Genomic DNA, 24,737 nt, shown 5'->3' on the forward strand with positions numbered 1-24,737 from the left:
GGAGAATACCATGACACTTGCTAAAGATATCGCTAGCCACCTCTTGAAAATCCAAGCCGTTTACCTCAAACCAGAGGAGCCTTTCACTTGGGCATCTGGTATCAAGTCACCGATTTATACTGATAATCGTGTGACACTAGCCTATCCAGAAACTCGTACTCTCATTGAAAATGGCTTTGTAGATGCTATCAAAGAGGCCTTTCCAGAGGTAGAAGTGATTGCAGGAACTGCAACAGCAGGGATTCCACACGGAGCTATTATTGCTGACAAGATGAACCTGCCATTTGCCTACATCCGTAGCAAACCAAAAGACCACGGTGCTGGTAATCAAATCGAAGGCCGCGTAGCTCAGGGGCAAAAAATGGTAGTGGTTGAAGATCTTATTTCAACAGGTGGTTCTGTTCTTGAAGCAGTAGCAGCTGCTAAACGAGAAGGAGCAGATGTGCTTGGAGTTGTAGCGATTTTCAGTTACCAATTGCCAAAAGCAGATAAGAACTTCTCAGATGCAGGTGTCAAACTTGTGACACTTTCTAACTACAGTGAGCTCATCCACCTAGCCCAAGAAGAAGGATATATCACCCCAGAAGGATTCGACCTTCTAAAACGCTTTAAAGAAGACCAAGAAAATTGGCAAAATGCTTAAGACATAGAAAATCAGGTAGTCACTAGGATTACCTGATTTTTTATGATTTTATTGGATCTTAGTCAACTTTTCCGCCTTCCACAACTAGATCATCTGCTTTAGCAGCGTCACCGTAAGTTGGATGAAGTGTTTTTTCATAGGCTTTGTGGAAGAAGTTTTCTTTACCTAATTTTTCAATATCTTTATTGATGAAGTCTAGCAATTCTTGGTTGCCTTTTTGAACTGCTGCCGCAATGGTATCGGGATCACCGAGGGAAGTAATGCCTACTTCAAATCCTTTATTTTCAAGCGCCCAAGCTAGAACTTCAGTATTGTCGGTAGAGAAGGCATCTCCACGTCCGTCAAGAAGGGCTTGGTAAGAGTCGCTGTATTGGTCATATTTTTGGAGTTTGATTTCTGGATGATTCTTTTCAAAATAAGTCTCAGCAGTCGTTCCTTTTGTGACAATCAAGGTTTTACCTTCCAATTGTTTGACGTCTGTAATGAGACCAGTCTTAGGTGATACGACACCAAGAGAGACTTTCATATATGGAAGGGCAAAATCAACTTGTTTTTTGCGTTCGTCAGTCACTGTAAAGTTGGCAAGAGTAATATCTACCTTGTTTGAAATCAAGTATTCAGCACGGTTGGCAGCGTCGACTGAAACGTATTTTACCTTCACGCCAAGGTCTTGAGCCAGTTGGTTCCCAAGTTCGATATCGTAGCCTTGGTAAGAACCGTCATTGTCAACGTAACCAAACGGTTTCTTGTCCCCAAATACGGCGATTCGTAGTTCACCGCTTTTTTTGATTTCATCGATTGTGCGAGCCTTGGCAGTAGTTTTGCCAGACGATGAACCAGCATTTCCACCTGAGCTACAAGCTGTGATAAAGATAAGGGCAAAGGCGAGTGCCAAAACAGTTAAGAGTGGTTTGAATAGTTTCATAAGAATCTCCTTTATAGATATGAGCCAAATTGGCTAAAGTCAAAGACGTTTAAAAATTCCTGAGCTCGTTTGGTTTGCGGATTGGTAAAGAAGGCTTGAGCCGTTCCTTCTTCAGCAATTTTCCCTTGGTCTAGGAAGATGATCCGGTCTGCAATGGCTTGGGCAAACTGCATTTCGTGAGTTACTAAAATCATGGTACGCCCTTCTTGGGCCAAATCATTGATCAGTTCCAGAACTTCGCGCACCATTTCTGGATCCAGCGAAGCCGTCACTTCGTCAAAGAGGATGATTTCTGGATGCATGAGGAGCGCACGGACAATTGCAACCCGTTGCTTCTGTCCACCAGATAATTGACGGGCAAAGCTATGTTGTTTATCTAGTAAACCAACCCGTTCTAGTAGTTGCAGAGCTTCTTCCGTTACTTCCTTCTTGTCTCTTCCCTGAGCCTTGATAGGGCCTAGGATGAGGTTTTGTAGGACATCTAGATGGGGAAAGAGTTCATAACTTTGAAAGACCATGCCAATCTTTTGGCGAACTAAGTGAAAGTCTTTCTGATTACCAATAATGGACTGGCCATCTAGAAGAATATCTCCACCTTGAATACTTTCTAAGCCATTGAGGCAACGAAGGAGGGTACTTTTCCCACAACCAGATGGCCCTAGGATGACCACAACTTCCCCTTTTTTGATATCTAGAGAAAGACCTTGGAGGATAGGATTGTCTCCGAAGGATTTTTTTAGCTCCTTGATTTCTAAGATAGTTTCAGACATTTAGTTCCTCCAATATTTTTCTAAGTGAGTAGATAGTTTGGAAATAGGAAAGCAGACTGCGAAATACAAGACCAGAATGGTTCCATAAATCCAAAAGGAAGCAGTTGGGATAGTCAGGCGATTGCTATCGATGATTTGTTGTCCAACCTTGGTCACTTCAACTACTCCAATCAAAACGACCAAGGAAGTCGTTTTAATCATCCGAGTGACAAGGTTGATGGCTTGCGGTAGCAGTCTTCTCAGAACCTGTGGGATAATGATGTGGTAGTAAAGTTGAACATTGGTCAAGCCCAGTGCCTGTCCACTTTCAAACTGATGTTTAGGAAGGGAAGTGATAGCTCCACGGACCAAGTCCCCCATTTCAGCTGTTCCCCAGAGGGTAAAAACGATAATAGCTGAAGTCTCACCTGAGATATTGATATTAAAGTTTCGAGCTAAGCCAAAGTAAACGATGAAGAGTAGCACCAGTTGGGGCATGATACGGATAAATTCCAGATACAATCGTGTTAAAAATCGTATGATTCTAGAATGGGAGGTCATGATGATTCCCATGACTGTTCCGAATATCATGGATAAGAGGACAGACAGGATGGATATCCCAATCGTAATGCCCAATCCCTGTAAGATTCTCAGGAGGTTATTTCCCTGAAAGAGTACTTGGATTCCCGAATCCTGCATGGCGGAGCCTCCTTTCTATCCAGCTAAAGACCAGTGAGATGGGTAGCAACATCATCAGATAAGCACCTACCAACATAGCTAGCGCAATGTCTGTCTCATAATAGAGCCCAATCAAGTCTTTGGCGACGTACATGAGATCGGCCAAAGCCACTGCTGAGAAAACAGAGGTTTCCTTGATGAGGAAAATGACATTGGCACTAAAAGACGGTAGGGCCACCGCTGTTGCTTGCGGAAGAACTACATAGCGAAAGACCTGTACAGGTGTCAGACCGATTGCTAATCCAATCTCCTGCTGGGTTTGACTGACGGCTTCCAGCCCACTTCGGAAAGATTCTGCCATATAGGAGCCTCCTAAAAAGACCAGTCCTAAAGTGGCACAGACTTCTGAAGAGAGGACAATCCCGATTCGGGGAAGACCGAAGTAGAGAAAGAAGAGTTGAATCAAAAGGGGCGTATTGCGTGACAATTCGATGTAGGCTGTCGCTATTTGCGCCAAAACAGGAATTCGATAATGTCGGATGATACTAACGATTAAACCGAGCAGAAAGGATCCCAAAATTCCCCAAACTGCAATATGCAAGGTCAGAAGAAATGCCTTTTGATATAGTGGTAGATATTGTTCAACAATGGACCAATCCAAAAATAGAACCTCCCATCTAGAAATAATACAGTTATTGTAGCACTTAAAATCTCCTTTGGATAATATGTATTTTTTATTGCCGTCATAAGGATTTTTTATCATAGACATAAAATTTCTGAAATTTCCAAACAAAATATTTGAAAAATTTTGAAAAAAGAGTTAAGATATTTTTGTAACATACAAAGTAAACGCTCACTTATTAAGGAGGACATTTTATGTCATACAAAACAAGCAATGCAGAAGGTCATGTAGATTTCATCAATACCTATGATTTGGAACCAATGGCGCAACAGGTTATCCCTAAAGCAGCCTTTGGCTATATCGCTAGTGGGGCGGAAGATACTTTCACTTTACGTGAGAATATCCGTGCCTTTAATCACAAACTCATCGTTCCACATACGCTTTGTAATGTAGAAAATCCAAGTACAGAGATTGAATTTGCAGGTGAAAAATTGTCTTCACCAATCATTATGGCGCCTGTTGCAGCTCATAAATTAGCAAATGAACAGGGTGAAGTGGCTACTGCGCGTGGTGTGCATGAGTTTGGTTCCCTCTATACAACCAGCTCTTACTCTACTGTAGACCTTCCAGAAATTACGGAAGCCCTTCAAGGGACACCTCACTGGTTCCAATTTTACTTTAGTAAAGATGACGGGATTAACCGCCACATCATGGATCGTGTGAAGGCTGAAGGTTATAAAGCGATTGTATTGACAGCAGATGCTACTGTAGGGGGCAATCGTGAGGTGGACAAACGTAATGGTTTTGTCTTCCCAGTTGGCATGCCGATTGTTGAAGAATACCTACCAGAAGGTGCTGGTAAATCAATGGACTTTGTTTACAAATCAGCTAAACAACGCCTATCTCCACGAGATGTAGAATTTATCGCTGAATACTCAGGATTACCAGTTTACGTTAAAGGACCACAATGCCGTGAGGACGTTGAACGTTCACTTGCTGCAGGAGCTTCTGGTATTTGGGTAACCAACCATGGTGGCCGTCAAATCGACGGTGGGCCAGCTGCCTTTGACTCACTTCAAGAAGTAGCAGAAGCAGTTGACAAACGCGTACCAATCGTCTTTGACTCAGGTATTCGTCGTGGTCAACACGTCTTTAAAGCCTTGGCTTCAGGAGCAGACTTGGTAGCTATTGGCCGCCCTGTTATCTATGGTCTGGCTCTTGGCGGTAGTGTCGGTGTGCGTCAAGTCTTTGAACACTTGAATGCGGAATTGAAGACAGTCATGCAATTGTCTGGAACTCAGACCATTGAAGATGTCAAACACTTCAAACTTCGTCACAACCCATACAACCCAACCTTCCCAGTTGACCCACGTGACTTAAAATTGTATTGATAAAACAGCTTGCCTCCACTAAGTGTGGAGGTTTTTGCTTGTGTTTTAATAAAGGAAAATATATCAAAATCTATATAAATATATTTTCCAATCAAATATCTTGCTAGGGCTTTCATTTTTTGCTATACTGGTGCAGTAATTAAATAATAAAGACATTTGGGGTGCTTTAGGCTGAGATGATACCCATTGAACCTGATACAGTTAAGACTGGCGAAGGGAAATGTGAAACGTTTTTTCGTATGGCGAAATGAACGATCTAATCTTGTAAGCTAAACTCTAATTCTTGATTGTAATTGGAGTTTTTTTGTTTATATAAACTGGATGAAGGTGATACAAAGCATTTAGGTAGCTTTTCTTGAACGCCCTTGATTTTCTTTAAAAAGGTCAAGTAAAACTAGGATTTTCTTGATGTTTTGTTGATTACGAACGAGTAAAGAGAGGAAAAGTAAATATGGAAAGACAAGACTATGCATTTCAGCCAGGTTTGACTGTTGGAGAATTATTAAAAAGCAGTCAGAAGGATTGGCAGGCTGCAATCAATCATCGTTTTGTTAAGGAACTTTTTGCGGGGACAATTGAGAATAAGGTCTTAAAAGACTACCTAATTCAAGATTATCACTTCTTTGATGCCTTCTTATCCATGCTGGGTGCTTGCGTAGCCCACGCAGACCAGCTTGAATCCAAGCTTCGTTTTGCCAAGCAACTAGGCTTTCTTGAAGCAGATGAAGACGGTTATTTCCAAAAAGCTTTCAAAGAGTTAAAAGTATCTGAGAATGACTATCTGGAAGTGACCTTGCATCCTGTAACAAAAGCCTTTCAGGAGCTTATGTATTCTGCTGTATCATCATCAGACTATGCCCATCTTTTAGTCATGCTGGTCATTGCAGAAGGTCTCTATTTAGACTGGGGTTCTAAAGATTTGGCTCTACCTGAAGCCTATATTCATTCGGAATGGATTAATCTCCACAGAGGTCCTTTCTTTGCAGAGTGGGTTCAATTTCTGGTTGACGAACTCAATCGTGTCGGAAAAGGTCGAGAAGATTTGACAGAACTTAAGCAACGCTGGAACCAAGCAGTCGCTTTAGAATTAGCCTTTTTTGATATTGGTTATGATGCTTAGGGAAAGTTCAGGATACTGACAAATTTGATGAGGTAAATCATTCAATGTAACTGAAAAATTTCTTAACGAAAGATAGAGATAAATCGAAATCAGTAGATCGTATAAAGTGAAAAGGAAGGATTTCAATATGACAAGTTTAAAATTATTAAAAGAAAAAGCACCATTAGTAATCTGTATCACCAATGATGTTGTAAAAAACTTTACAGCAAATGGATTAGTAGCACTGGGTGCCTCACCAGCTATGAGCGAGTACCCAGCAGACTTAGAAGATCTATTAAAATATGCTGGAGGATTATTGATTAACATTGGGACTTTAACGGATAATAATTGGAAGCTGTACCAAGAGGCACTAAAAATTGCTGAAAAATATAATGTTCCTGCAGTTTTAGATCCTGTAGCCTGTGGAGCAGGAGAATATAGAAAAAAAGTAGCAGATGATCTAATCAATAATTACAAACTGGCAGCGATTAGAGGAAATGCTGGCGAGATTGCCTCTTTAGTAGGAATAAATGTGGAATCTAAAGGAGTAGATAGTGCGGGTGTAGATAATATTGACGAAATTGCTCTAGCAGCAAATGAGAAGTTCAATATTCCAATTGTAGTAACAGGTGAAGTGGATGCTATTGCGGTAAATGGAGAAGTGATAACGATTCATAATGGTAGTGCCATGATGCCAAAAGTTATTGGGACAGGATGCTTATTAGGTGCTGTAGTAGCAAGCTTTATCGGACTTGAAAAAGGTCAAGAATTGAAATCATTAGAAACAGCAATGTTGGTTTACAATATCGCTGGAGAAATGGCAGAAAAACGTCCAAATGGACATCTTCCTGGAACATTTAAAGTTGAATTTATAAATGCCTTATATGAGATTACAGATGAAGATGTAAAGGAATTCAAAAGAGTGAAGTAAAATGTTTCATAAAGAATTACTAAAACTATATTTTATTTGTGGAACGACTACTTGCCAAGGAAAAGATCTATATACGGTCGTTGAGGAAGCCTTAAAAGGTGGTATAACCTTATTTCAATTCCGTGAAAAAGGGGAGGGAGCATTAGAAGGTAAAGAAAAAGTCGAATTAGCAATAAAACTACAGGATCTTTGTAAAAAATACAATGTTCCGTTTATTGTTAATGATGATATTGATTTGGCAATGGAAATTGACGCTGATGGCGTACATGTAGGACAAGATGACCTTGGAGTTGATGAAATTAGAAAATTGATGCCAGATAAAATAATTGGTCTTTCTATAAAAAATGAGGAAGAATTTCAACAATCAAAAGTTGAATATGTAGATTATGTTGGTGTTGGTCCTGTATTTGCTACCCAGTCAAAGGATGATGCTGGTGGCGCTATAGGTTATGAAGGTCTTAAATTGATGAGAAAACTATTGCCACAAATGCCATTAGTTGCAATTGGTGGGATACAGACGCAACATATTAAAGATATTATGAAGACGAATATGGATGGTGTTTCAATCATTTCAGCAATATCGTATGCAAAAAATATAGAAAAAACTGTTCGAGAAATGAGTGAACAATAGGTATCTATCCTTGGATTCTAAGTAAGTGGAAGTTTTCCTTTTCTAAAAAGATATGTCCAGATTCAGTTTAAATAGCTAATCCATCAAATAAGTCATTTATTTTTTGCAAAAGAAAGATCTGCTGTCTTTTTGAGTGCAAGGCTGTATTTCCAGTTCAATTTCTTGAACTGGAAAAAATCGTTTGTTATAATATTTATATAATTAAATAATAAAGACATTTGGGGTGCTTTAGGCTGAGATGATACCCATTGAACCTGATACAGTTAAGACTGGCGAAGGGAAATGTGAAATAGTTTTTTATTTGTAGAAACTAACCATCTAATCTTGTAAGTAAACTCTAATTCCTATCTGTAATTAGAGTTTTTTCTTTTACGAAACTGGATGAAGATGATACAAAGCATTTAGGTAGGTCTCCTTGAATGCTCCACTTTTCTTTAAAAAGGAGTTTTTTATGTTGAAAAAATGGCAGTTAAAAGATGTTATTTTACTTGCTTTCTTGTCTATCTTTTTTGGTGGCGTTTTTGTAGGATCTGGCTATCTGTTTGATATCCTCACTCTGATTTTAGCACCTCTTGGTTTACAGGCCTTTGCCAATGAAATCCTCTTTGGTCTCTGGTGTATGGCTGCGCCTATTGCTGCCATCTTTGTTCCAAGAGTGGGAAGTGCAACGATTGGAGAAGTGCTAGCTGCGCTTGCTGAAGTCCTTTATGGTAGCCAATTCGGTCTAGGTGCCCTTTTGTCTGGCTTGGTTCAAGGTTTGGGAAGTGAATTTGGTTTTATCGTAACCAAGAATCGCTATGAAAGTTGGCTCTCTCTAACTGCCAATAGTATTGGGATTACGCTTGTTAGTTTTGTCTATGAATACATTAAGTTAGGTTACTATGCCTTCTCCCTTCCTTTTGTCCTTTCCTTGCTTGTGGTACGTTTTATTTCTGTCTTTTTCTTCTGTACTATCTTGGTTCGTGCCATTGTCAAACTCTATCACCAGTTTGCAGCTGGAGGAAAGGCATAGATGGGGCTGGAATTACGGGAGATTCAGTCCCAAATTTTTTCGGAAGCGATTGATTTTACTTTTCATGCGCAAGCCTTTACCTTGTTAGTTGGGAGCAGTGGGTCTGGAAAATCGAGCCTCTTTCAAATGATTGCCCAAATCAGTTCTCTTCCCTATAGCGGTCAAGTCCTGATAGATGGGAGTGAGGTCAGTCAGCTTTCTATCATCAAGCGTGTCCAGACGGTTGGTATTCTCTTTCAAAATCCCAACCATCAATTTACCATGGAGAACTTGTTTGAGGAGCTGATTTTTACCTTGGAAAATATTGGGCATCCCGTTCAGGAAATTGATTCTAAAATAGCAGAGGTGGTCCAGCAATGTCGCTGCAAGGCAATCTTGCACCGTCCAATTCATCACTTATCAGGAGGGGAAAAGCAAAAGGCTGCTTTGGCTGTTCTCTTTGCTATGAATCCTAGGGTCTATCTCTTGGATGAGCCCTTTGCTTCTATTGACCGCAAGAGTAGGATAGAGATCTTGGAGATTTTAAAAGAGTTGGTTTCTGATGGGAAGACAGTTATTTTGTGCGACCATGATTTATCTGATTATGAAGCCTATATCGACCATATGGTGGAGCTAAGAGATGGACAACTAAGGGAAGTGTTTCAAATCCCTACCTCTGAGATGACACAGGTTGCTTCAAAGGAGGTTGCTTCTAGCCCGGAACTGTTCCATATGGATCGAACGATTTGTGAGCTGGATAAGCGTCCCCTCTTTTCGATTGTGAATTTTACATTCTACCAAGGAATTTCCTGTATCTTGGGTGATAATGGTGTCGGGAAATCAACCCTCTTTCGGTCTATTCTTCAATTTCAAAAGTATAAGGGGCGCATTACTTGGAAGAGTTCGGTCTTGAAAAAGAAAAAGAGTTTGTATCGTGACCTGACGGGTGTTGTTCAGGAAGCTGAGAAACAGTTTATCCGAGTCAGTCTGCGAGAGGAACTTCAATTAGATGGACCTGATTCTGAAAGAAATCAGCGGATACATCAAGCTTTACAATATTTTGATTTGGAGCAGGCACTCGATGAGAGTCCCTATCAATTAAGTGGTGGCCAGCAAAAGATTCTTCAGCTCTTGACCATCTTGACTAGTAAGGCTTCTGTGATCTTGCTAGACGAACCTTTTGCAGGTTTGGATGATAGAGCCTGCTCTTATTTTTGTCAGTGGATTGCGGAGGAGAGAAATCAAGGAAGAAGTTTTCTGATCATTAGCCATCGTTTAGATCCCTTGATCTCTGTGGTTGATTATTGGATTGAGATGACTAGTCAGGGGCTCAGTCATGTGAAAGCAGTGACAATTACCAAACCACTCACATCTCAGAGTAGCAATACCCAAGGGGAGGTGAGATAGTATGGTCAAAGTAGCAACCCAGACACCAATTATTAGTCTTTTCTTGCTGATTTTATCCTTGGAAACATCTTTCATTCCTTCAATTACTTTGAATCTTTCGGTAGTCGCATTTTGTATTCTCTTTATGCTCTATTACCGTCGATTTAAAGTATTGGCTTGGATGATTCTGCTCGCCATTTTGCCATCCTTTGCCAACTACTGGGCAGTTCAGTTACATGGAGATGCTTCGCAGGCAGTCATGCTTGGAACGAGGGCCTTTGTGACCGTTTGTATCGGTCTTGTCTTTGTTTCCTCTATTTCCCTAAAAGAGCTTCTCTTGTACTTGGCTCAAAAGGGGCTATCACGGTCATGGGCTTATGCCTTGATTGTGGTATTTAATTCCTTTCCTCTCATTCAGCAAGAAATCAAGTCCCTCAAGGAGGCTTGCTTATTACGCGGTCAAGAACTACATTTTTGGTCGCCCTTGATTTACAGCAAGGTTTTGATGACAGTCTTTAGGTGGCGCCATCTTTACCTGAGAGCTCTATCGGCGCATGGATATGACGAACATGCACAGGTGGAGAATCGCTATCGGACTTTTTATATTCCTCAAAGGACACTATTCATCTACCTGCTTTTCTTTTTATTGCTTCAAACCAGTCTATTTTTATAAAGGAGTTATTATGGAATTTACAGATATTGCGATGGAATTATCCAAGGAAGCTTGGCAGGCTTCCTTTCATCATCCCTTTGTTTTACAGTTGCAAGAGGGGAATTTAGAACCTGCCATTTTCCGCTATTACCTGATTCAGGATGCCTACTATTTGAAGGCCTTCTCAGAAGCCTATCACCTCTTGGCTGATAAGACTTCAAATCAAGAGATGAAAAGACTCTTGAAACAAAATGCTCAGAGTCTAGTGGAAGGTGAGTTATTTATCCGCCAACAATTTTTCAAGGAATTGGAAATCAGCGATCAGGAAATGGATGAGCATCCAATCGCTCCAACCTGCTATCATTATATCTCTCACATTTATCGGCAATTTGCAGAGCCAAACTTGGGTATTGCCTTTGCAAGCTTGCTGCCTTGTCCTTGGCTATATCATGATATAGGCAAATCACTTAATCTTAAACCATCACCAAATCCTCTCTATCAACAATGGATTGAAACGTATATTACGGATGAATTGGAGCAGCAGATCAGAGAGGAAGAGGCTCTGGTCAATCAACTCTATCGAGAAAGTGACGAGACAGACAAGAAAAAAATGCTAGATGCCTTCCACATCAGTGTTCATATGGAAGCTAAGTTTTGGGAAATGGCCTACCAACACCAGACATGGAAGAGCGATTTACAGTCTTTAGAAACAGGAGAAGAATAGAAACATGAGAAAGCACCAATTACAAGTTCACAAATTAACCATTTTATCCATGATGATTGCCCTTGATGTAGTCCTTACGCCTATCTTTCGGATTGAGGGAATGGCACCGATGTCCAGTGTAGTCAATATTCTAGCAGGAATCATGATGGGACCTGTTTATGCCTTGGTTATGGCTACAGTGACAGCCTTTATCCGTATGACGACTCAAGGGATTCCACCTTTAGCTCTCACAGGAGCGACTTTTGGAGCCCTTCTAGCAGGTCTCTTTTATAAGTATGGTAGAAAATTTTACTTTTCTGCTTTGGGAGAAATTTTGGGAACAGGTATTATTGGTTCTATTGTTTCCTATCCTGTTATGGTACTCTTTACAGGATCGGCCGCTAAGCTTAGTTGGTTTATCTACACTCCTCGATTTTTCGGTGCAACCTTGATTGGTACAGCGATTTCCTTTATTGCCTTTCGATTTTTAATCAAGCAGGAATTCTTTAAAAAAGTTCAGGGATATTTCTTTGATGAAAGGATAGACTGATGCAGGCATTTACAAATCCTTTTCCTCTGGCAACGACTTCCCTCATTCACTGTATTACCAATGAGATTTCTTGTGAGATGCTAGCAAATGGGATTTTGGCTCTGGGATGTAAACCAGTTATGGCAGATGATCCCCGTGAGGTTCTTGATTTTACTAAGCAAAGCCAGGCACTCTTCATCAATTTGGGGCATTTGTCAGCTGAGAAGGAAAAAGCAATCCGTATGGCAGCTTCTTATGCAGATCAAGTTTGTCTTCCAATGGTAGTAGATGCAGTTGGCGTAACAGTTTCATCCATTCGTAAGAGCTTAGTTAAAGACCTTTTAGACTATAGACCTACGGTACTTAAAGGAAATATGTCGGAAATCCGAAGTCTTGTTGGCTTAAAACACCACGGCGTTGGGGTAGATGCGAGTGCTAAAGATCAAGAAACTGAGGATTTGCTTCAAGTCTTGAAAGACTGGTGTCAGATCTATCCAGGTATGTCATTCTTAGTCACAGGCCCTAAGGACCTCATCGTTTCGAAGAATCAGGTCGCTGTACTGGGAAATGGCTGTGCTGAATTAGACTGGATAACAGGGACAGGAGACTTGGTTGGAGCTTTAACAGCTGTTTTTCTCAGCCAAGGAAAGACTGCCTTTGAAGCTTCTTTCCTAGCGGTTTCTTATCTCAATATCTCCGCTGAGAGAATAGTTGTTCAAGGAATGGGATTGGAAGATTTTCGTTACCAAGTACTCAATCAGCTTTCACTCCTCAAAAGAGATGAAAACTGGCTAGATGCTATCAAAGGAGAGGATTATGAATAGAGAAGCACTTAGACTATATCTGGTAACCAATCGCTACCAAGATTCCTTGCAAAGTTTTCTTGAAAAGATTGAGACGGCTTGCCGCTCAGGGGTTACCATAGTCCAATTACGAGAAAAAAATCTCACAACAAATCAATATTATCAACTGGCAAAACAAGTCAAGGAAATAACAGATGCCTATCAGGTACCCTTGATAATCGATGATCGTTTGGATGTTTGTCTTGCGGTTGATGCTGCTGGTCTGCATATTGGAGACGATGAACTACCAGTTTCGGTTGCCCGCAAAGTCCTAGGTCCTGAAAAAATCCTCGGTGTCACAGCTAAAACTGTAAAAAGAGCCCTCGAGGCAGAAGAAGGAGGTGCGGATTACTTGGGGACAGGAGCCATTTTCCCGACTACGACCAAGGAAAATGCACCCATCACTCTGATTTCAACCTTGAAGACAATTTGCCAAAGGGTCGCCATTCCAGTAGTTGCTATCGGAGGTTTAACTTCGGAGAACATTGACCAACTTATGGGCACTGGCATAGCTGGTGTAGCTGTAGTGCGTGATTTGATGAAGGCAGAAGATATAGAGACAAAAACGCAAGCCTTTTTGACAAAGTTGGATGACATTATTTTCTAATTAATACTCAATGAAAATCAAAGAGCAAACTAGGAAGCTAGTCGCAGGTTGCTCAAAGCACAGCTTTGAGGTTGCAGATAAAGCTGACGTCGTTTGAAGAGATTTTCGAAGAGTATAAAAACTCTCTAATTCCCTTAAAGTAGGAACTAGAGAGTTTTTTTAATCTTTAAAGCTTGTATGGTTAACTGGGCCAGAACCATGACCGAGTTGAGGGGCGTCTTGGATGGCTTTCGTGATAAAGGACTTGGCCTTATCAACTGCCTGATAAAGGCTTTTTCCCTTGGCTAGTTCAGCAGTAATCACTGCAGCAAAGGTACATCCAGTACCATGTGTATGACAGGTTTGAATTCGTGGACTTTCCCAGACAAATTGGTCTTCCTTGGTAAAGAGGAAATCCTTGGCACCGCCTTCGAGATGCCCACCTTTGATTACCACAGACTGAGGACCAAATTCTTTTAAAATCAGGCGTCCGGCACGCTGCATGTCTTCAGGATCATGGATTGAAAAACCAACAATCTCTTCTGCCTCAGGAAGATTGGGTGTAATAATAGTTGCAAGGGGAAGTAGATTTGTTTTTAGGTAGTCTCTGGCACTGGTATCAATCAGGGTGTCTCCGCTTGTTGCGACCATAACAGGGTCAAGGACGTAGGGACAATCCAGCTTTTTAAGATAGGGCTGGATGATCTCCATGATCTCAGTAGTTGCCAACATCCCTGTTTTTACAGCCTGAGGTGGAATATCAGAAAAGACACTCTCCAATTGGGCTTTCAACATTTGAGGAGAAACGTGCTCGATTAATTGAACACCTCTGGTATTTTGAGCGACAAGACTGGTCACAACGGCCATTCCATAGACATCTCTAGCTTGGAACGACTTTAAGTCAGCCATAATGCCAGCACCACCACTAGGGTCAGTCCCTGCAATGGTCAAAGCAACGGGTAAATAAGTCATCTAAAACCTCCCAACCAACTGAAGTTTGTATTCTTAAGAACAAGCTAGTCTGTTTTAGAAAGGCAATAGAAGACTGCTAGTCCCCATTATCATTTCCACTTCCATCAGCTAGCATTACCTAGATTGAGTCAAAGGGTCTAACAGTCGTTAATCTCAGCTTTACGCACCCCTAGTGGTTGTTTTCTTTTTTCTTTAGTATAGCATATTTTCATAGTTTATATAGTAAGATTTGACTGCAAATCCTTTATCATAGGGTTAAAATTCAATTTTTCAAAGAAAAGATTAATTCCATAGTTGACAAATGTAGATTTTAAGAGTATACTGATGATTGTAATTGACAAATGTAGATTTTGGAGGTGTGATTATGCAGATTTCAGATGCAGAATGGCAGGTCATGAAGATTATTTGGATGCAAGGAGAGCAGACTAGTTCAGATTTGATTAGGGTTCTGGCGGAGCGGTTCGACTGGTCCAAGTCGACCATTCAAACTCTTTTGGCTCGTTTGGTTGAGAAAGAGTGCCTGACGAGGAAAAAAGAAGGCAAGTCCTTTGTCTATTCAGCCCTTTTAACTTTGGATCAAAGTCGAGACTTGCTTGTTCAAGATATCAAAGATAAAGTTTGTTCCCGTAGGATTAAGAACTTGTTGGCTGATTTGATTGCTGAATGTGATTTTACTCAGGCTGACTTGGAAGACTTGGAAGCTGTGATTTCTGAGAAGAAATCAAGCGCTGTAACAGAAGTAAAATGTAATTGTATGTAAAGGAGACGTCATGTTGAATATTATTGTAACCATTATTTGTATTGCCCTTATCGCGTTTATCTTGTTTTGGTTTTTCAAAAAGCCTGAAAAATCTGGACAAAAGGCCCAGCAAAAAAACGGCTACCAAGAGATTCGAGTGGAGGTCATGGGGGGCTATACGCCTGAGTTGATTATCCTCAAGAAATCAGTGCCAGCCCGCATTGTCTTTGACCGCAAAGATCCTTCACCATGTTTGGATCAGATCGTATTTCCAGACTTTGGTGTACATGCGGATCTGCCAATGGGGGAAGAGTATGTAGTGGAAATCACGCCTGAGCAGGCTGGAGAGTATGGTTTCTCTTGTGGCATGAATATGATGCACGGTAAGATGATTGTAGAATAGGAGAATGATATGACTGAAATTGTAAAAGCAAGTCTTGAAAATGGTGTTCAAAAAATCCGTATCACGGCAGACAAAGGCTACCATCCAGCCCACATTCAACTGCAAAAAGGAGTTCCTGCTGAGATCACCTTTCACCGTTTGACACCTTCAAACTGTTATAAGGAAATTCTTTTTGAAGAAGAAGGCATCTTGGAACCAATCGGCGTAGATGAGGAGAAAGTCATTCGTTTTACACCTCAAGAATTAGGTCAACATGAATTTTCTTGTGGTATGAAGATGCAAAAGGGAAGTTATACAGTTGTTGAGAAGACTCGAAAATCTCTATCACTTTTACAGCGTTTTTGGATTACTAGTATCTTTACTGTGCCTCTTGTAATCCTCATGATTGGGATGTCGACAGGAGGAATTAGTCACCAAGTCATGCGTTGGGGCACCTTTTTAGCCACAACACCGATTATGCTAGTAGCAGGTGGTCCTTATATCCAAAGTGCTTGGGCTAGTTTTAAAAAGCACAATGCCAACATGGATACCTTGGTTGCTCTGGGAACCCTAGTGGCCTATTTCTATAGCTTAGTTGCCCTCTTCGCTGGCCTCCCCGTTTACTTTGAAAGTGCTGCCTTTATCTTCTTCTTCGTTCTTATGGGGGCCGTTTTTGAGGAGAAAATGCGGAAAAATACTTCCCAAGCTGTGGAGAAATTACTTGACTTGCAGGCTAAAACAGCAGAAGTCTTGCGTGAGGATAACTATGTTCAAGTCCCTTTGGAGCAAGTCAAGGTAGGTGACCTGATTCGAGTGCGTCCCGGTGAAAAGATTGCGGTTGATGGTGTCGTAGTAGAAGGTATCTCTAGTATTGATGAGTCTATGGTGACAGGTGAGAGTCTGCCTGTGGACAAGACAGTTGGAGATACCGTCATTGGTTCAACCATCAATAATAGTGGAACACTTGTTTTTAGAGCAGAAAAAGTTGGTTCAGAGACTGTTTTGGCTCAGATTGTGGATTTTGTGAAGAAAGCTCAGACAAGTCGTGCGCCGATTCAGGACTTGACGGATAAGATTTCAGGAATTTTTGTCCCAGCAGTTGTCATTTTAGGGATTGTGACCTTTTGGGTTTGGTTCGTCTTGCTCAGGGATAGTGTAGTCGTGCTTGGAGCGAGCTTTGTGTCTTCGCTTCTCTATGGAGTAGCAGTTCTGATTATTGCCTGCCCTTGTGCATTGGGACTTGCAACACCGACAGCCCTTATGGTGGGGACAGGTCGCAGTGCCAAGATGGGAGTTCTCCTCAAAAATGGAACGGTTCTACAGGAAATCCAGAAAGTTCAAACGATTGTCTTTGATAAGACTGGAACTTTGACGGAAGGGAAGCCTGTGGTCACAGATATCATAGGCGACGAAGTAGAAGTGCTTGGATTGGCAGCTTCCTTGGAAGAAGCTTCTCAACACCCACTGGCTGAAGCCGTTGTGAAACGAGCGAGTGAAGCTGGACTTGAGTTTCAAACTGTTGAAAATTTCCAAGCCTTGCACGGGAAAGGTGTCTCAGGGCAAATCAATGGAAAACAAGTTTTGCTTGGAAATGCTAAAATGCTGGATGGCATGAACATTTCAAGCGTTTATCAAGAAAAATTAGAAGAACTGGAAAAAGAAGCTAAGACAGTTGTGTTCTTGGCTGTTGAGAATGAAATCAAAGGCTTGCTTGCTCTGCAAGATATTCCTAAGGAAAATGCTAAGCTTGCCATCAGTCAGTTGAAAAAACGAGGTCTTAAAACAGTCATGCTGACAGGAGACAATGCAGGTGTAGCGCGTGCCACTGCCGATCAGATCGGAATCGAAGAGGTCATTGCAGGTGTCTTGCCAGAAGAAAAAGCCCATGAAATCCATAAACTACAAGCGGCTGGAAAAGTAGCCTTTGTTGGGGACGGTATCAATGATGCCCCTGCCCTCAGTGTAGCAGATGTGGGAATTGCTATGGGTGCTGGAACAGATATTGCCATCGAGTCAGCAGATTTGGTGTTGACAACTAATAACCTCCTAGGAGTGGTACGTGCCTTTGACATGAGTAAGAAAACCTTTCATCGTATTCTGCTCAATCTTTTCTGGGCCTTTATCTACAATGTCGCCGGAATTCCGATTGCAGCAGGAGTCTTTTCAGGTGTTGGACTGGCTCTCAACCCAGAACTTGCAGGTCTAGCCATGGCCTTTAGTTCTGTATCCGTTCTGACCAGTTCACTCTTACTAAACTTTAGTAAAATAGACTAAAAGCGGGCTTGCTCGCTTTTTATACTCTTCAAAAATCTCTTCCAACCACGTCAGCTTTGTCTGCAACCTCAAAGCTGTGCTTTGAGCAACCTGTGGCGAGCTTCCTAGTTTGCTCTGTGATTTTCATTGAGTATTATAAAACAGAAGCTAAAAACGTTTTCAAACTGTACTGTAATAGAGAATAAAAACTTCTGAGCAGATTCTTAGTAAAGTCAAAATAAATGTGATAAATTAGTATTGTAAAAATTTACTGAAACGTTTTCAAAAACTATATGAAACCTTTTTTAGTAGATTTAAAAATATTTGAAGGAGAGTTATCATTATGACTCAAGGGAAAATTACTGCATCTGCAGCAATGCTTAATGTATTGAAAACATGGGGCGTAGACACAATCTACGGTATCCCATCAGGAACACTCAGCTCATTGATGGATGCTTTGGCTGAAGACAAAGATATCCGCTTCTTGCAAGTTCGTCACGAAGAAACAGGTGCTCTTGCAGCGGTTATGCAAGCTAAATTCGGCGGCTCAATCGGGGTTGCAGTTGGTTCAGGTGGTCCAGGTGCGACTCACTTGATTAACGGTGTTTACGATGCAGCTATGGATAACACTCCATTCCTAGCAATCCTTGGATCACGTCCAGTTAACGAACTCAACATGGATGCTTTCCAAGAATTGAACCAAAACCCAATGTACAACGGTATCGCTGTATACAACAAACGTGTAGCTTACGCTGAGCAATTGCCAAAAGTAATCGACGAAGCTTGCCGTGCTGCAGTTTCTAAAAAAGGTCCAGCTGTTGTTGAAATCCCAGTAAACTTCGGTTTCCAAGAAATCGACGAAAATTCATACTACGGTTCAGGTTCATACGAACGTTCATTCATCGCTCCTGCTTTGAACGAAGTTGAAATCGACAAAGCTGTTGAAATCTTGAACAATGCTGAACGTCCAGTTATCTATGCTGGTTACGGTGGTGTTAAAGCTGGTGAAGTGATTACTGAATTGTCACGTAAAATCAAAGCACCAATCATCACAACTGGTAAAAACTTTGAAGCCTTTGAATGGAACTATGAAGGTTTGACAGGTTCTGCTTACCGTGTTGGTTGGAAGCCAGCCAACGAAGTGGTCTTTGAAGCAGACACAGTTCTTTTCCTTGGTTCAAACTTCCCATTTGCTGAAGTTTACCAAGCATTCAAGAATACTGAAAAATTCATCCAAGTGGATATCGACCCTTACAAACTTGGTAAACGTCATGCCCTAGACGCTTCAATCCTTGGTGATGCAGGTCAAGCAGCTAAAGCTATCCTTGACAAAGTGAACCCAGTTGAATCTACTCCATGGTGGCGTGCAAACGTTAAGAACAACCAAAACTGGCGTGATTACATGAACAAAATCGAAGGTAAAACTGAGGGTGAATTGCAATTGTATCAAGTTTACAATGCAATCAACAAACATGCTGATCAAGACGCTATCTACTCAATCGACGTAGGTGACACTACTCAAACATCTACTCGTCACCTTCACATGACACCTAAGAACATGTGGCGTACATCTCCACTCTTTGCGACAATGGGTATTGCCCTTCCTGGTGGTATCGCTGCTAAGAAAGACAATCCAGATCGCCAAGTATGGAACATCATGGGTGACGGTGCATTCAACATGTGCTACCCAGACGTTATCACAAACGTTCAATACGACCTTCCAGTTATCAACGTTGTCTTCTCAAATGGTAAATATGCCTTCATCAAGGACAAATACGAAGACACAAACAAACACTTGTTTGGTTGTGACTTCCCTAATGCTGACTATGCGAAAATCGCTGAAGCTCAAGGTGCTGTAGGATTTACAGTTGACCGTATCGAAGACATCGATGCAGTTGTTGCAGAAGCTGTTAAACTCAACAAAGAAGGTAAAACTGTTGTGATCGATGCTCGCATCACTCCACACCGTCCACTTCCAGTAGAAGTACTTGAATTGGATCCAAAACTTCACTCAGAAGAAGCAATCAAAGACTTCAAGGAAAAATACGAAGCAGAAGAACTCGTACCATTCCGCCTCTTCTTGGAAGAAGAAGGATTGCAATCACGCGCAATTAAATAATTCCTTCGTGGAACTTAAAAAGATCGGAGCAATCCGGTCTTTTTATGGAGGATAGTAAATGAATTTAAATCAATTAGATATTATCGTTTCAGATGTTCCCCAAGTCTGTGCTGACTTGGAGCGTATTTTGGATAAAAAGCCCGATTATGTTGATGACAGTTTTGCTCAGTTTACGATTGGCAGTCACTGTCTGATGTTGTCCCAAAATCATTTGATTCCTTTGGAAGATTTTCAGTCAGGAATCATTCTTCATATCGAGGTTGAGGATGTAGACCAGAATTACCAACGGTTGAAAGAACTTGGTATCCAGGTTTTAAACGGACCAACTGTAACCGATTGGGGAACAGAGTCCTTATTAGTTAAAGGGCCTGCTGGTCTAGTGATTGATTTTTATCGTATGAAGTAGGTAATTCTATTATCAAATTTTTTATCTAAACATTCTTGGAGTGAAACTTAAAAAGATCGGAGCAATTCGATCTTTTTTGTATTATGTGACTATTAGTCCGTCTCGCTCCGTTAGGTGCGAGACAAAACAACCACCCGCTATGCGGGTGCGCGTCGAAGGTTATACCAAAAAAACTCCGAACGCGATACAATAAAGGTGTTCAAGCCAATTGTAAAGCGAAAGGAGAAAAATATGGCACAAAAGGCTCATAGTTTATCGCACACAAAGTGGCACTGTAAGTATCACATTGTGTTCACCCCTAAGTATAGACGAAAAGTTATCTATAATCAATATCGAAGTAGTTTAGGCGAAATATTTCATCGCTTGTGTAGTTATAAAGGAGTTGAAATTATCGAGGGTCACTTAATGCCAGACCATGTACACATGTTAGTAAGTATTCCACCAAGGATAAGTGTTTCGAGTTTCATGGGTTATTTAAAAGGAAAAAGTGCACTCATGATGTTTGACAAACACGCCAATCTCAAGTACAAGTTTGGAAATCGGCATTTCTGGGAGAAAAGTTATTATGTAAGTACAGTAGGGCTTAATGAAGCCACAATTAAGAAATATATCCAAGAACAGGAAAAGCATGATATAGCACTAGGTAAATTGAGTGTAAAAGAATATGAGGATCCCTTTAGGGATAGTGGTAAGTAATACTAAAGCCTCTTTGAGAGGCAAGTGACGAGTCAAGAGCAATAAGGCTTGAACAACGTGAAAGCCAGCGTCTTTAGGCGCTGGCTGGTAATTTGGGCTTATAGCCCTGGTTCAAACCACCCGTTAGACGGGTGGTCATGATTTCTACACTTATTGTTTGGCTTCCTGTTTTAATTGTTGCACCTGTTCCTCGTACTGGACAAGCTCCCTGTCTTTTATATTGATAGTCGCTTCTGCTTCAGCAATGCGGCTTCTCAGATCTTGAGTCTTGTTATGGTGATAGCTAATACCAATAGCACTACCAGCAATGATCCCGATTACTAGACAAGTAAAAATCACCAAAATCAAGGGAGCAGATAGTTGTGTAAAGACAAGACTGACAGTTACTGTTTGACGATTGAGTAGACCAAATGAGATCACAATGACTAATAAGCTCAAACCGCCAATTAGATAAGCCTTATCTTTCAGTGACAATTCATTAAATTTTTTTAGCATAAGTTCCTTTTCTCCTGACTATGTTGATAGAAAACTACACACCATTTAGGTATTAACAAAATTCATTTTACTAGAAAATTTCGATACTGTCAATAATTTCTAACGGCTTATTTACCATCAATCAATCGATTCATTGAAAAGGAGTATTCATTTTCTAATATTTGATTGAGTAAACAGAACGGAGCAATTCGGTCTTTTTTCTGTTCCCTCTTTCTTATAACAAGATTGTGATAGTTTATATCTTTATAACAAAAGTTTTAAAGACTTGATTGTTTTGAAAGAATATTTTAAAATAAGATTCAGTAAAAATGAAAGAGGTTTTGAAAATGTCTGAAAAACAAATGAAAATTTTAGGTTGGGTAGCGACCTTTATGTCTGTTATGATGTATGTGTCTTACTTCCCACAAATCATGAACAATCTGGCTGGTCAAAAAGGAAATTTCATCCAGCCCTTGGTTGCTGCCATCAACTGTAGTCTCTGGGTTTACTACGGTCTTTTCAAAAAAGAAAGAGATATCCCCCTTGCAGCAGCTAATGCACCAGGTATTATTTTTGGCCTAGTGACGGTTATTACAGCTTTGATTTAAAAGGAACAGAGGAGACTAGTTTTCAGTCTTCTTTTTTGTTTCAGGGGAGGCTATTTACTTTTTCTAGAGGATAATTTTTTAAAAAACAATCTGATAAACTTAAATAGTAGAATAGTATCAGTATGTCACAGTATTTTATAAGAAAAGGTTTACAGAATAAGTTATAATATAAGTAAATGAACAAGCAAATAAGAAAGTGAGTAGAGTTATGACCGAAAAACTGACTTTTCCGGATGGTTTCTTGTGGGGCGGAGCGACAGCTGCCAACCAGTGTGAGGGTGCTTATAATTTAGAAGGTCGTGGATTGGCGAATGTGGATGTCGTCCCCATCGGTCCAGATCGTGAAGCCATTATCACAGGTCAGAAAAAGATGTTTTCGTTTGAGGAGGGCTATTTTTACCCAGCCAAGCAAGCTATTGATATGTACCATCATTACAAGGAAGATATTGCCCTTTTTGCGGAAATGGGCTTTAAGACTTATCGTCTATCCATTGCTTGGACTCGGATTTTTCCTAAGGGCGACGAAACAGTGCCAAATGAAGCTGGTCTAGCCTTTTATGAGGATTTATTTAAGGAGTGCCACAAGTATGGTATCCAACCTCTGGTGACTATCACTCATTTCGACTGTCCTATGCATTTGATTACAGAGTACGGTGGTTGGCGCAATCGTCGGATGTTAGACTTCTATGAAAAACTTTGTCGCACACTCTTTACCCGCTATAAGGGTTTGGTCAAATATTGGCTTACCTTCAACGAAATCAACATGATTCTCCATGCCCCCTTTATGGGAGCTGGGCTCTGTTTTGAAGAAGGAGAAAATCAAGAACTGGTTAAATATCAGGCTGCACACTATGAGTTGGTAGCTTCAGCTCTTGCGACAAAGATTGCCCACGAAATTGACCCAGAAAATAAGGTGGGATGTATGTTGGCTGCAGGGCAATACTATCCTAACACAGCCCATCCAAGAGACTACTGGGCAGCCATGGAGGAAGACCGCAAGAGTTACTTCTTCATTGATGTTCAAGCGCGTGGGGAATACCCAAACTACGCCAAGAAGCAGTGGGAGCGTGAGCGAATCGAGATTCAAATGACTGCAGAAGATTTAGAGTTGTTGAAGGACAATACTGTTGACTTTGTTTCCTTCTCTTACTATGCAAGTCTAGTAGCCTCAGGTGATCCAGAAGTTAAAGAATTAACTGCTGGAAATATCTTTGCCTCTCTCAAAAATCCTTATCTTGAATCCTCAGAATGGGGATGGCAGATTGACCCACTTGGTCTTCGTATCACCCTCAATGCTATCTGGGATCGTTACCAAAAGCCAATGTTCATCGTGGAAAACGGTCTAGGTGCTATGGATACACCGGATGAGAATGGTCATGTAGCAGATGACTATCGGATTGCTTACTTAGAGGCTCATATCAAGGCCATGCGAGATGCCATTTACCAAGATGGCGTTGACTTGCTTGGTTATACGACTTGGGGCTGTATCGATCTGGTTTCAGCTGGAACAGGCGAAATGAACAAGCGCTATGGCTTTATCTATGTAGATCGAGATAATGCTGGTCATGGAAGCCTCAAACGTAGCAAGAAGAAATCCTTCTACTGGTACAAGGATGTCATTGCCAGCAATGGTGCAAGCATTGAGTAGAGCACATTTGTTCACTATTTTTATAAAATCTTCTCCCTACTTTATAATATGTGAAAAAGAGTTCAATTAGATGGAGCTTTTTGCTATAATGAGGGGAGAAAAATCAGACAGGAGATCGACATGTCAGAACCATTATTTTTACAATCAGTTATGCAAGAAAAAATCTGGGGTGGAACCAAGCTACGTGATGAGTTTGGTTACGACATCCCAAGTGAAAAAATCGGAGAATATTGGGCCATCTCAGCCCATCCAAATGGAGTCTCTAAAGTTGCCAATGGACGCTACCAGGGAACAGACCTCGCTACTTTGTATGCGGAACATCGTGAATTGTTTGGCAATCGTCCTGAGCCTGTATTTCCACTTTTGACTAAGATTCTGGATGCCAACGACTGGCTCAGTGTCCAAGTTCACCCAGACGATGCCTATGGACTAGAGCATGAAGGTGAACTTGGAAAAACAGAATGCTGGTACATTATCGCAGCGGATGAAGGTTCAGAAATTATCTATGGTCACAATGCCAAGTCAAAAGAAGAACTCCGCCAGCAAATCGAGGACAAGAACTGGGATGCCTTGTTGACAAAAGTTCCTGTAAAGGCTGGAGATTTCTTCTATGTACCAAGTGGCACCATGCACGCTATCGGAGCAGGAATTTTGATTCTTGAAACTCAGCAATCTAGCGATACCACTTACCGTGTCTATGACTTTGACCGTAAGGATGATAATGGCAACTTGCGTGAACTTCACCTTGAAAAATCTATCGATGTCTTGAATATTGGCGAGCCTGCCAATAGCCGTCCTGTAACTATCAAAGCAGATGATTTACGTTCCACTCTCCTTGTATCCAATGATTTCTTTGCAGTTTACAAGTGGGAAATTACTGGAAAAGTTGACTTCGAAAAGACAGCTGACTACAGCTTGTTGAGTGTCTTAGATGGTCAAGGTCAACTGACTGTTGACGGGAAAAACTATCCAATCCAAAAAGGTAGCCACTTTATCCTACCAAGTGATGTTGAAACTTGGACTCTGGAAGGGCAAGGTTTGGAATTGATTGTTAGTCATCCATAAAAAAGAAAGGGCCTGAG

Annotated in this window: 27 protein-coding genes and 3 riboswitches; of the genes, 21 read left to right on the forward strand and 6 right to left on the reverse strand. The window is 41.0% G+C overall.

Features of this window, described 5'->3' with window-relative positions; translation table 11 throughout:
* Positions 1-10: 10 nt before the first annotated feature.
* Entirely contained in the window at positions 11-643 is a 633-nt protein-coding gene (gene pyrE / locus ABKJ27_RS02955) for an orotate phosphoribosyltransferase (protein ID WP_410012008.1), read from the forward strand.
* 58 nt (positions 644-701) lie between these two features.
* On the opposite strand, the gene ABKJ27_RS02960 is transcribed toward pyrE, so the two are convergent.
* The 4 genes from ABKJ27_RS02960 to ABKJ27_RS02975 are packed head-to-tail and all read right to left on the reverse strand — an operon-like array spanning position 702 to position 3,656.
* On the reverse strand, positions 702-1,568 hold the full coding sequence (locus ABKJ27_RS02960) for a cysteine ABC transporter substrate-binding protein (protein WP_125448135.1): 867 nt from the start codon (positions 1,566-1,568) through the stop codon (positions 702-704).
* 11 nt (positions 1,569-1,579) lie between these two features.
* Complete coding sequence (locus ABKJ27_RS02965; protein WP_125448134.1) at positions 1,580-2,338, reverse strand: amino acid ABC transporter ATP-binding protein; 759 nt, start codon at positions 2,336-2,338, stop codon at positions 1,580-1,582.
* Positions 2,339-3,016, reverse strand: coding sequence for an amino acid ABC transporter permease (locus tag ABKJ27_RS02970; protein WP_410012009.1), 678 nt, complete (start codon positions 3,014-3,016; stop codon positions 2,339-2,341).
* Complete coding sequence (locus ABKJ27_RS02975) at positions 2,976-3,656, reverse strand: amino acid ABC transporter permease (RefSeq protein WP_410012010.1); 681 nt, start codon at positions 3,654-3,656, stop codon at positions 2,976-2,978. The genes ABKJ27_RS02970 and ABKJ27_RS02975 overlap by 41 nt, the downstream gene beginning before the upstream one ends.
* Positions 3,657-3,871: 215 nt before the next feature.
* Here ABKJ27_RS02975 and lctO point away from each other — a divergent pair, with 215 nt between their 5' ends.
* The 11 genes from lctO to thiE (ABKJ27_RS03030) all read left to right on the forward strand — a co-directional run bounded on the left by lctO (position 3,872) and on the right by thiE (ABKJ27_RS03030) (position 13,379).
* Positions 3,872-5,008 (forward strand): L-lactate oxidase, encoded by a 1,137-nt coding sequence (gene lctO / locus ABKJ27_RS02980; RefSeq protein ID WP_000120723.1) that lies wholly within the window; start codon positions 3,872-3,874, stop codon positions 5,006-5,008.
* Between the two features lie 147 nt (positions 5,009-5,155).
* Positions 5,156-5,244: riboswitch (TPP riboswitch) on the forward strand.
* A gap of 215 nt (positions 5,245-5,459) precedes the next feature.
* Positions 5,460-6,128, forward strand: a complete 669-nt coding sequence (locus ABKJ27_RS02985) for a TenA family protein (RefSeq protein ID WP_410012011.1) — start codon at positions 5,460-5,462, stop codon at positions 6,126-6,128.
* Positions 6,129-6,255: 127 nt separating this feature from the next.
* The gene (thiM, locus tag ABKJ27_RS02990) at positions 6,256-7,038 is read left to right on the forward strand and encodes a hydroxyethylthiazole kinase (RefSeq protein ID WP_410012012.1); all 783 of its coding nucleotides are present in this window, start codon (positions 6,256-6,258) and stop codon (positions 7,036-7,038) included.
* Position 7,039: 1 nt separating this feature from the next.
* Positions 7,040-7,669 carry a thiamine phosphate synthase gene (thiE, locus tag ABKJ27_RS02995; protein ID WP_410012013.1) on the forward strand — a complete coding sequence of 210 codons (630 nt, stop codon included), beginning with the start codon at positions 7,040-7,042 and terminating at the stop codon, positions 7,667-7,669.
* A gap of 209 nt (positions 7,670-7,878) precedes the next feature.
* A riboswitch (TPP riboswitch) is annotated at positions 7,879-7,967 on the forward strand.
* A 153-nt stretch (positions 7,968-8,120) separates the two neighbouring features.
* Positions 8,121-8,681, forward strand: coding sequence for an ECF transporter S component (locus ABKJ27_RS03000; RefSeq protein WP_024057751.1), 561 nt, complete (start codon positions 8,121-8,123; stop codon positions 8,679-8,681).
* Positions 8,682-10,067, forward strand: a complete 1,386-nt coding sequence (locus ABKJ27_RS03005; protein ID WP_410012014.1) for an ATP-binding cassette domain-containing protein — start codon at positions 8,682-8,684, stop codon at positions 10,065-10,067.
* A 1-nt stretch (position 10,068) separates the two neighbouring features.
* Positions 10,069-10,719 carry an energy-coupling factor transporter transmembrane component T gene (locus ABKJ27_RS03010; protein WP_410012015.1) on the forward strand — a complete coding sequence of 217 codons (651 nt, stop codon included), beginning with the start codon at positions 10,069-10,071 and terminating at the stop codon, positions 10,717-10,719.
* Positions 10,720-10,729: 10 nt separating this feature from the next.
* Positions 10,730-11,422, forward strand: a complete 693-nt coding sequence (gene tenA / locus ABKJ27_RS03015) for a thiaminase II (protein ID WP_261031293.1) — start codon at positions 10,730-10,732, stop codon at positions 11,420-11,422.
* 4 nt (positions 11,423-11,426) lie between these two features.
* Complete coding sequence (gene thiW, locus ABKJ27_RS03020; protein ID WP_125409352.1) at positions 11,427-11,951, forward strand: energy coupling factor transporter S component ThiW; 525 nt, start codon at positions 11,427-11,429, stop codon at positions 11,949-11,951.
* On the forward strand, positions 11,951-12,754 hold the full coding sequence (locus ABKJ27_RS03025) for a hydroxyethylthiazole kinase (RefSeq protein ID WP_410012016.1): 804 nt from the start codon (positions 11,951-11,953) through the stop codon (positions 12,752-12,754). Before thiW ends, ABKJ27_RS03025 begins: the two co-directional genes overlap by 1 nt.
* On the forward strand, positions 12,747-13,379 hold the full coding sequence (gene thiE, locus ABKJ27_RS03030; protein ID WP_410012017.1) for a thiamine phosphate synthase: 633 nt from the start codon (positions 12,747-12,749) through the stop codon (positions 13,377-13,379). Before ABKJ27_RS03025 ends, thiE (ABKJ27_RS03030) begins: the two co-directional genes overlap by 8 nt.
* 159 nt (positions 13,380-13,538) lie before the next feature.
* Here the strand turns inward: thiE (ABKJ27_RS03030) and thiD are convergent, their stop codons facing one another.
* Positions 13,539-14,330 (reverse strand): bifunctional hydroxymethylpyrimidine kinase/phosphomethylpyrimidine kinase, encoded by a 792-nt coding sequence (thiD, locus tag ABKJ27_RS03035; protein WP_410012018.1) that lies wholly within the window; start codon positions 14,328-14,330, stop codon positions 13,539-13,541.
* 83 nt (positions 14,331-14,413) lie between these two features.
* Positions 14,414-14,511: riboswitch (TPP riboswitch) on the reverse strand.
* A 183-nt stretch (positions 14,512-14,694) separates the two neighbouring features.
* On the opposite strand from thiD, the gene ABKJ27_RS03040 reads away from it, so the two are divergent.
* From ABKJ27_RS03040 to tnpA, 6 genes are all read left to right on the forward strand, one after another.
* Positions 14,695-15,090, forward strand: coding sequence for a CopY/TcrY family copper transport repressor (locus tag ABKJ27_RS03040; protein ID WP_001167188.1), 396 nt, complete (start codon positions 14,695-14,697; stop codon positions 15,088-15,090).
* 10 nt (positions 15,091-15,100) lie between these two features.
* A complete protein-coding gene (locus tag ABKJ27_RS03045; RefSeq protein WP_000932059.1) occupies positions 15,101-15,472 on the forward strand; it encodes a cupredoxin domain-containing protein in 372 nt (123 codons plus the stop codon).
* Positions 15,473-15,481: 9 nt separating this feature from the next.
* The gene (locus tag ABKJ27_RS03050) at positions 15,482-17,725 is read left to right on the forward strand and encodes a heavy metal translocating P-type ATPase (protein WP_410012019.1); all 2,244 of its coding nucleotides are present in this window, start codon (positions 15,482-15,484) and stop codon (positions 17,723-17,725) included.
* Positions 17,726-18,047: 322 nt separating this feature from the next.
* Positions 18,048-19,823 (forward strand): pyruvate oxidase, encoded by a 1,776-nt coding sequence (gene spxB, locus ABKJ27_RS03055; RefSeq protein ID WP_000191819.1) that lies wholly within the window; start codon positions 18,048-18,050, stop codon positions 19,821-19,823.
* Between the two features lie 58 nt (positions 19,824-19,881).
* Positions 19,882-20,229 (forward strand): VOC family protein, encoded by a 348-nt coding sequence (locus ABKJ27_RS03060; RefSeq protein ID WP_001052638.1) that lies wholly within the window; start codon positions 19,882-19,884, stop codon positions 20,227-20,229.
* Between the two features lie 231 nt (positions 20,230-20,460).
* Complete coding sequence (tnpA, locus tag ABKJ27_RS03065) at positions 20,461-20,925, forward strand: IS200/IS605 family transposase (RefSeq protein WP_033682221.1); 465 nt, start codon at positions 20,461-20,463, stop codon at positions 20,923-20,925.
* Positions 20,926-21,075: 150 nt separating this feature from the next.
* Here the strand turns inward: tnpA and ABKJ27_RS03070 are convergent, their stop codons facing one another.
* A complete protein-coding gene (locus ABKJ27_RS03070; protein WP_000913393.1) occupies positions 21,076-21,420 on the reverse strand; it encodes a lipopolysaccharide assembly protein LapA domain-containing protein in 345 nt (114 codons plus the stop codon).
* A 326-nt stretch (positions 21,421-21,746) separates the two neighbouring features.
* Here ABKJ27_RS03070 and ABKJ27_RS03075 point away from each other — a divergent pair, with 326 nt between their 5' ends.
* From ABKJ27_RS03075 to manA, 3 genes are all read left to right on the forward strand, one after another.
* Positions 21,747-22,007 (forward strand): SemiSWEET family transporter, encoded by a 261-nt coding sequence (locus ABKJ27_RS03075; protein WP_001291472.1) that lies wholly within the window; start codon positions 21,747-21,749, stop codon positions 22,005-22,007.
* A 208-nt stretch (positions 22,008-22,215) separates the two neighbouring features.
* Positions 22,216-23,655, forward strand: coding sequence for a 6-phospho-beta-glucosidase (locus ABKJ27_RS03080; RefSeq protein WP_000136868.1), 1,440 nt, complete (start codon positions 22,216-22,218; stop codon positions 23,653-23,655).
* Between the two features lie 120 nt (positions 23,656-23,775).
* Positions 23,776-24,720 (forward strand): mannose-6-phosphate isomerase, class I, encoded by a 945-nt coding sequence (manA, locus tag ABKJ27_RS03085; protein ID WP_410012020.1) that lies wholly within the window; start codon positions 23,776-23,778, stop codon positions 24,718-24,720.
* The last annotated feature ends 17 nt before the right edge of the window (positions 24,721-24,737 follow it).

The sequence above is a fragment of the Streptococcus sp. KHUD_011 genome (assembly GCF_046352925.1).
In the GTDB taxonomy this organism is placed as follows: Bacteria; Bacillota; Bacilli; order Lactobacillales; family Streptococcaceae; genus Streptococcus.

Excerpts from the sequence above, each read along its gene's own strand:
- pyrE (WP_410012008.1), top strand. The coding sequence starts at position 11 with ATGACACTTGCTAAAGATATCGCTAGCCACCTCTTGAAAATCCAAGCC.
- ABKJ27_RS02960 (WP_125448135.1), bottom strand. The coding sequence starts at position 1,568 with ATGAAACTATTCAAACCACTCTTAACTGTTTTGGCACTCGCCTTTGCC.
- ABKJ27_RS02965 (WP_125448134.1), bottom strand. The coding sequence starts at position 2,338 with ATGTCTGAAACTATCTTAGAAATCAAGGAGCTAAAAAAATCCTTCGGA.
- ABKJ27_RS02970 (WP_410012009.1), bottom strand. The coding sequence starts at position 3,016 with ATGCAGGATTCGGGAATCCAAGTACTCTTTCAGGGAAATAACCTCCTG.
- lctO (WP_000120723.1), top strand. The coding sequence starts at position 3,872 with ATGTCATACAAAACAAGCAATGCAGAAGGTCATGTAGATTTCATCAAT.
- ABKJ27_RS02985 (WP_410012011.1), top strand. The coding sequence starts at position 5,460 with ATGGAAAGACAAGACTATGCATTTCAGCCAGGTTTGACTGTTGGAGAA.
- thiM (WP_410012012.1), top strand. The coding sequence starts at position 6,256 with ATGACAAGTTTAAAATTATTAAAAGAAAAAGCACCATTAGTAATCTGT.
- thiE (WP_410012013.1), top strand. The coding sequence starts at position 7,040 with ATGTTTCATAAAGAATTACTAAAACTATATTTTATTTGTGGAACGACT.
- ABKJ27_RS03000 (WP_024057751.1), top strand. The coding sequence starts at position 8,121 with ATGTTGAAAAAATGGCAGTTAAAAGATGTTATTTTACTTGCTTTCTTG.
- ABKJ27_RS03005 (WP_410012014.1), top strand. The coding sequence starts at position 8,682 with ATGGGGCTGGAATTACGGGAGATTCAGTCCCAAATTTTTTCGGAAGCG.
- ABKJ27_RS03010 (WP_410012015.1), top strand. The coding sequence starts at position 10,069 with ATGGTCAAAGTAGCAACCCAGACACCAATTATTAGTCTTTTCTTGCTG.
- tenA (WP_261031293.1), top strand. The coding sequence starts at position 10,730 with ATGGAATTTACAGATATTGCGATGGAATTATCCAAGGAAGCTTGGCAG.
- thiW (WP_125409352.1), top strand. The coding sequence starts at position 11,427 with ATGAGAAAGCACCAATTACAAGTTCACAAATTAACCATTTTATCCATG.
- ABKJ27_RS03025 (WP_410012016.1), top strand. The coding sequence starts at position 11,951 with ATGCAGGCATTTACAAATCCTTTTCCTCTGGCAACGACTTCCCTCATT.
- thiE (WP_410012017.1), top strand. The coding sequence starts at position 12,747 with ATGAATAGAGAAGCACTTAGACTATATCTGGTAACCAATCGCTACCAA.
- thiD (WP_410012018.1), bottom strand. The coding sequence starts at position 14,330 with ATGACTTATTTACCCGTTGCTTTGACCATTGCAGGGACTGACCCTAGT.
- ABKJ27_RS03040 (WP_001167188.1), top strand. The coding sequence starts at position 14,695 with ATGCAGATTTCAGATGCAGAATGGCAGGTCATGAAGATTATTTGGATG.
- ABKJ27_RS03045 (WP_000932059.1), top strand. The coding sequence starts at position 15,101 with ATGTTGAATATTATTGTAACCATTATTTGTATTGCCCTTATCGCGTTT.
- ABKJ27_RS03050 (WP_410012019.1), top strand. The coding sequence starts at position 15,482 with ATGACTGAAATTGTAAAAGCAAGTCTTGAAAATGGTGTTCAAAAAATC.
- spxB (WP_000191819.1), top strand. The coding sequence starts at position 18,048 with ATGACTCAAGGGAAAATTACTGCATCTGCAGCAATGCTTAATGTATTG.
- ABKJ27_RS03060 (WP_001052638.1), top strand. The coding sequence starts at position 19,882 with ATGAATTTAAATCAATTAGATATTATCGTTTCAGATGTTCCCCAAGTC.
- tnpA (WP_033682221.1), top strand. The coding sequence starts at position 20,461 with ATGGCACAAAAGGCTCATAGTTTATCGCACACAAAGTGGCACTGTAAG.
- ABKJ27_RS03070 (WP_000913393.1), bottom strand. The coding sequence starts at position 21,420 with ATGCTAAAAAAATTTAATGAATTGTCACTGAAAGATAAGGCTTATCTA.
- ABKJ27_RS03075 (WP_001291472.1), top strand. The coding sequence starts at position 21,747 with ATGTCTGAAAAACAAATGAAAATTTTAGGTTGGGTAGCGACCTTTATG.
- ABKJ27_RS03080 (WP_000136868.1), top strand. The coding sequence starts at position 22,216 with ATGACCGAAAAACTGACTTTTCCGGATGGTTTCTTGTGGGGCGGAGCG.
- manA (WP_410012020.1), top strand. The coding sequence starts at position 23,776 with ATGTCAGAACCATTATTTTTACAATCAGTTATGCAAGAAAAAATCTGG.